We start from the raw sequence: 4,606 nt of genomic DNA, 5'->3' as shown, positions 1-4,606 counted from the left end.
CTTCTTTTAAGAATATGAAAGAGCTTCGTATTCAGTATAAAGGTGAACCTTGGCGTGTTTTATTTGCCTTTGATCCTCATCGACAAGCAATTTTACTTGTTGGGGGGAACAAGTCAGGTAACAAAAGATGGTACAAAGAAAATATTCCTATAGCAGATCAACGTTATCAAAAATATCTGGAAAAACTTAAGGAAGAAAAGTCATGAAAGAATATACCAACTTCTCGGAAGAATTTAATAAACTTTGTGGAGAACGACAAGCAATTATTAAAGCAAGAGCTTCCCAAATTTATCTGGAGGAACTTACGCTTAAGTATTTGCAGGAAAAACTAGGTTTATCTTTATCAGAATTGGCAGAGCATCTTGAAGTACAGCAATCAATAGTACCTAAACTTAAACAAGAGCAAAATCTAGAGCTAAATACACTGCGCGAAGTAGTTAACGCCTTAGGTGGAACTGTCGAAATTATTGTCAAAATTCCCAACAAAGAACCTATAATTATTAGTGACTATTCAGAAACGAAGTGTAATTAACCACAGAGACACAGAGGACAGGGAGATTATTTGCCAATGTTATAATTTGTACTCAATAATAAAGGTGTTCGCTTTTGGAACACAATATTTAAGATGGAATTAACGGGAAGACTCCATGAACGCTATAAAGCAAAAATCTTAAATTGATAAAAGTCTAATCCGAAAAATACGATCTGTCACTGACACAATTGCTCCCGTCTTTAATGCTTTTGTACAATCTCGTAAAACTATAGTTAAACGCTGATTAATTAGATTGTAGTTTTCATTGCCTAAACGGAATAGGATGACACTTGGTAAATTATCACCACTAATAGCGAGAAGTTGAGAAAAATCTAGATCGACAGTTAAAATTATCCGCTTTTCTCTTTTTGCTTTGGCAAGAATTTCCTGATCAGATAAAGTTTGTAAGCCTTCATCTCGAAGATGAACGACATCATAACCTTGTTCTCTTAACCATGAGACTGTACGCAGATAAATCCCCATATCGGCTAGAAACTCTATCTCCATTGCTCGATTAATTCAAAATAATGAACTTGTTCTCTGGCTAACCAAGAAGCATATAATAAACATTGGTGAATATCTTCTCTTTCTAGGTCAGGGTATTCCTCTAATATTTCCTCTATCGGCTTTTCGTTAGCAAGTAGATTAAGAATTAAAGAAACAGGAATACGCATTCCTCGAATACAGGCTTGACCTGCCATAATTTTGGAGTTAAAAGTAATTCGGTCTAATTGTTTTAAGGTCATATAGTTTCCAGAAATATGAAGATGATACCTGTGGTAATTTTATTATAGCTAATTCTATAGTTGCGAGTGGAAGTGGGAAATTACTCCTTCAGTGAGGGTGCAAAGCTTGTCTCCAACCCCGTAGGGAAGATTAGGGAATGGTGAGGTTTTAAGTTGTAGTAGTATAGTATAACAAGTTAGACGAGAAAACGGGTTTTTTGAAAAAACCCGTTTTCTGAAATCAATAGTTTGAAAAAAACCGTTTTCTGAAATCGTAAAACTGAGAGCCATGATTTTACCTAATCCAGACATATCATCCACACCGCTCGATGTATTTATTTCTTACTCTCACCGGGATGAGAAACTGCGGGAAACTTTGGGACTTCACCTCGCGTCATTACAAAGACAGGGAGTGATTAAATCATGGCACGATCGCAAAATTAGTGCTGGAACAGAGTGGAGACAAGCCATTGATGAAAATCTCAATTCAGCCGAGATTATTCTGTTGTTGATTAGTGAAAACTTTATCGCTTCTGACTACTGTTATGATCTTGAAATGGAACGGGCGATCGCACGGCATGATGCGGGGGAGGCGCGGGTGATTCCGATTATTTTGAAGCCGGTGGATTGGAGTGGTGCGCCTTTTGGTAAGTTGCAAGCTTTGCCAAAAAATGCCAAGCCTGTGACGACTTGGAGTAATCGGGGTGAGGCGTTTTTAAATATTGCTGAGGGGATTCGGCAGGCGGCAATGGAAATGGCGACAGTGTTAACTGACAAACAGCCCACTGTCTTGCCAGAGCCGCAACAATCCGCAAAAGCCACTGAGATGCCAACGCAATCGGAACCCCTCAAGCCAACAGTTACTCCAGACAAGATACAACAGGAAATTAGCTTGGAATCTCCAGAAGGACAAGTTAGCATTGACTCTCGCTTTTATATTACTTCCCCTTACGAAGAACGGTGCTATGAGGAAATTCAAAGGCCTGGCTCCCTGATTCGGATTAAATCGCCCCACAATATGGGCAAATCGTCCCTGATGGCGAAGGTACTTGCCCAAGCATCTCAACTAGGCTATCGTGCGGTAACGATCGATCTGGAACAGACCAATCAAAAGTTCTTTGACGATCTCGACAAGTTCATGCAGTGGTTTTGTGCGTCGGTGGGTAAACCACTGGGAGTAAGGGTCAAGATTGAAGAGTATTGGGATGATATTTTTGGAGCGAACGATAACAGTACGGATTATTTTGAGAAGTATTTATTAGAGGGGGACGATCGCCCGTTAGTGTTGGCGATCGATAACTTTGATCGCATCTTTAAATACGCAGATATCGAGACGGATTTATGCGGATTATTGCGCGGCTGGCATGAAAGTTCCAAGATTAAAAAACTGTGGCAGAAATTGCGGCTGATCATCGTCCATTCTCAAGAGTCCTATGCCCAACGGGATATCAATCAATCGCCTTTTAATGTGGGGTTGCCCATCGAATTGGGAGAGTTTACGCCTGAACAGGTACAGGAGTTGGTAGCACGGCACGGATTAACTTGGACAGAGGGGGAACTCGAACAATTTATGGGGTTAATTGGAGGGCATCCCTACATGGTGCGCTCGGCACTCTATCACATTGCAGCGGGGTATCTTTCTTTGGCGGAATTTTTGCGGACGGCTCCCACAGAAGCGGGAATTTACAGCGATTATCTGCGGGGACATTTGAAGACTTTGGAAGATTATCCTGAACTGGGGGCAGCCATGAAATTGGTTATTACTTCTGAAGCGCCGGTACGTTTGCGGTCTGAGGAGTCGTTTAAACTGGACAGTATGGGATTAGTGGTGCGGGTTGATAATAATGTGAAACCTCGCTGCGATCTTTATCGTCAGTATTTTTGCGATCGCTTGGAAGGAAATTAAATAAAAACACTTTATTGTAAACTAGATTTGGCGATTAGAGATGTGATTTATAATTCATTTTTTGAAGAGCCAATCGGACAAATTTTAATCGAAGATGAAAATCTCAAGTTTATTGTTTTTGATGCTGAAAAGGAGGTCATTTCGCAATGGAAAAATTAGATCAGTATCGTCATATTATTAAATCGGTTTTGATTCCTTATACTGAAATCCCTTATTCTCACGGCGAATTGATTTGTAAGCCGATTTTTGATGAAGTTCGAGATAGCTATCTTTTGATGACGCTCGGATGGGATCGCAAAACTCGCGTGCATGGCTGTTTAATTCATTTGGATATTATCAACGAGAAAATCTGGGTACAACGAGATGAAACCGAAGACGGAGTAACCCATGAGCTAGTGGCAGCGGGTGTTCCCCAGCAGGATATTGTCCTCGCTTTTCATCCGGCGGATGTACGCGGTTACACGGGCTACGCGATCGCCTAACCTCTTAGAAAACGGGTTTCTTAAAGAAATCCGTTTTCTGGGACATATTTTTAGCAATTTGGTATCAGATGACAAACCCAACTTCCTCGACTCCTTTTAGCTATCAAGTAGGCGGGAGCTTACCTGCCGAATATCGTGGGTATGTAGAGCGACAGGCCGATCGCGAATTGTACGATCGCCTGAAATCAGGAGAATATTGTTTTGTCTTTAACTCGCGGCAGATGGGCAAGTCTAGTTTGCGGGTGCGGGTGATGCAGAAGTTAGCGGCAGAGGGGGTGGCTTGTGCGGTCATTGACCCGCAAACCCGGGGAACCAGTTTGAGCGAGGATCAGTGGTATGCCGGAACCATAAAACGCTTGATCGATGATTTGCATTTACAAGAGAAAATCGATTTTTCGAGTTGGTGGAAGGATCTGGCGGCTCAGTCGATTTCGGCGGTCGAACGCTTTACTTATTTTATCGATCGCGTATTGCTGGCAGAACTCTCGCAAGATGTCGTCATTTTTGTCGAAGAAATTGATAACCTGCTCAGTCTCAAGTTTGATACCGATGGTTTTTTCATTCTGATTCGCTCTTTCTTTGAGCGGCGGGCGGAAGATCTGCGTTATCGGCGGCTGACTTTTGCGTTTTTAGGGGTGGCAACACCTTCCGATCTGATTGTCAGTAAGCATAGTTTGGCGTTTAATATCGGTCGGGCGGTGGAGATGAGTGGCTTTCAACTCCAGGAAGCTCAACCGTTGATGCAGGGTTTGGTGGGCAAGGTGGACGATCCGCAGGCGGTGCTGCAAGCGGTGTTGTATTGGACGGGGGGACAGCCGTTTTTGACGCAGCGGGTCTTGAATTTGGTAGTGCAGGAGGCAGATTTGCGCCTATCGCCCCCAGATTTGGTGGCGCAGGTGGTGACGAGCCAGCTTATCGATAATTGGGAGGCGCAGGACGTGCCGCCGCATTTGAAAACGAT

General features: G+C 42.7%; 8 protein-coding genes. 6 read left to right on the top strand and 2 right to left on the bottom strand.

Annotated elements, in window-relative coordinates; all coding sequences use genetic code 11:
* Together PX484_RS21015 and PX484_RS21010 are read left to right on the top strand one after the other, a co-directional pair.
* The coding region (locus PX484_RS21015) for a type II toxin-antitoxin system RelE/ParE family toxin (protein WP_288105371.1) at positions 1-206 on the top strand (206 nt) is incomplete at its 5' end.
* A complete protein-coding gene (locus tag PX484_RS21010; protein ID WP_287766701.1) occupies positions 203-532 on the top strand; it encodes a helix-turn-helix transcriptional regulator in 330 nt (109 codons plus the stop codon). The genes PX484_RS21015 and PX484_RS21010, both read left to right, overlap by 4 nt.
* A gap of 138 nt (positions 533-670) precedes the next feature.
* Here the strand turns inward: PX484_RS21010 and PX484_RS21005 are convergent, their stop codons facing one another.
* Positions 671-1,039: a DUF5615 family PIN-like protein gene (locus PX484_RS21005; protein ID WP_185240764.1), complete on the bottom strand. Its 369-nt coding sequence runs from the start codon at positions 1,037-1,039 to the stop codon at positions 671-673.
* The gene (locus tag PX484_RS21000) at positions 1,030-1,278 is read right to left on the bottom strand and encodes a DUF433 domain-containing protein (protein ID WP_002774376.1); all 249 of its coding nucleotides are present in this window, start codon (positions 1,276-1,278) and stop codon (positions 1,030-1,032) included. The genes PX484_RS21005 and PX484_RS21000 overlap by 10 nt, the downstream gene beginning before the upstream one ends.
* 268 nt (positions 1,279-1,546) lie before the next feature.
* Between PX484_RS21000 and PX484_RS20995 the strand changes: the two genes are divergently transcribed.
* The 4 genes from PX484_RS20995 to PX484_RS20980 form a co-directional block, all read left to right on the top strand.
* Complete coding sequence (locus PX484_RS20995) at positions 1,547-3,163, top strand: AAA-like domain-containing protein (protein WP_287766702.1); 1,617 nt, start codon at positions 1,547-1,549, stop codon at positions 3,161-3,163.
* Positions 3,164-3,190: 27 nt separating this feature from the next.
* Positions 3,191-3,322, top strand: coding sequence for an element excision factor XisH family protein (locus PX484_RS20990; RefSeq protein WP_002761389.1), 132 nt, complete (start codon positions 3,191-3,193; stop codon positions 3,320-3,322).
* A complete protein-coding gene (locus PX484_RS20985) occupies positions 3,310-3,645 on the top strand; it encodes a XisI protein (RefSeq protein WP_002754817.1) in 336 nt (111 codons plus the stop codon). Before PX484_RS20990 ends, PX484_RS20985 begins: the two co-directional genes overlap by 13 nt.
* A gap of 167 nt (positions 3,646-3,812) precedes the next feature.
* The coding region (locus PX484_RS20980; RefSeq protein WP_288105368.1) for an AAA-like domain-containing protein at positions 3,813-4,606 on the top strand (794 nt) is incomplete at its 3' end.

Source organism: Microcystis sp. M49636_WE2 (genome assembly GCF_030065375.1).
In the GTDB taxonomy this organism is placed as follows: domain Bacteria; phylum Cyanobacteriota; class Cyanobacteriia; order Cyanobacteriales; family Microcystaceae; genus Microcystis; species Microcystis aeruginosa_C.
This window is presented reverse-complemented; position numbering and strand designations above follow the sequence as displayed.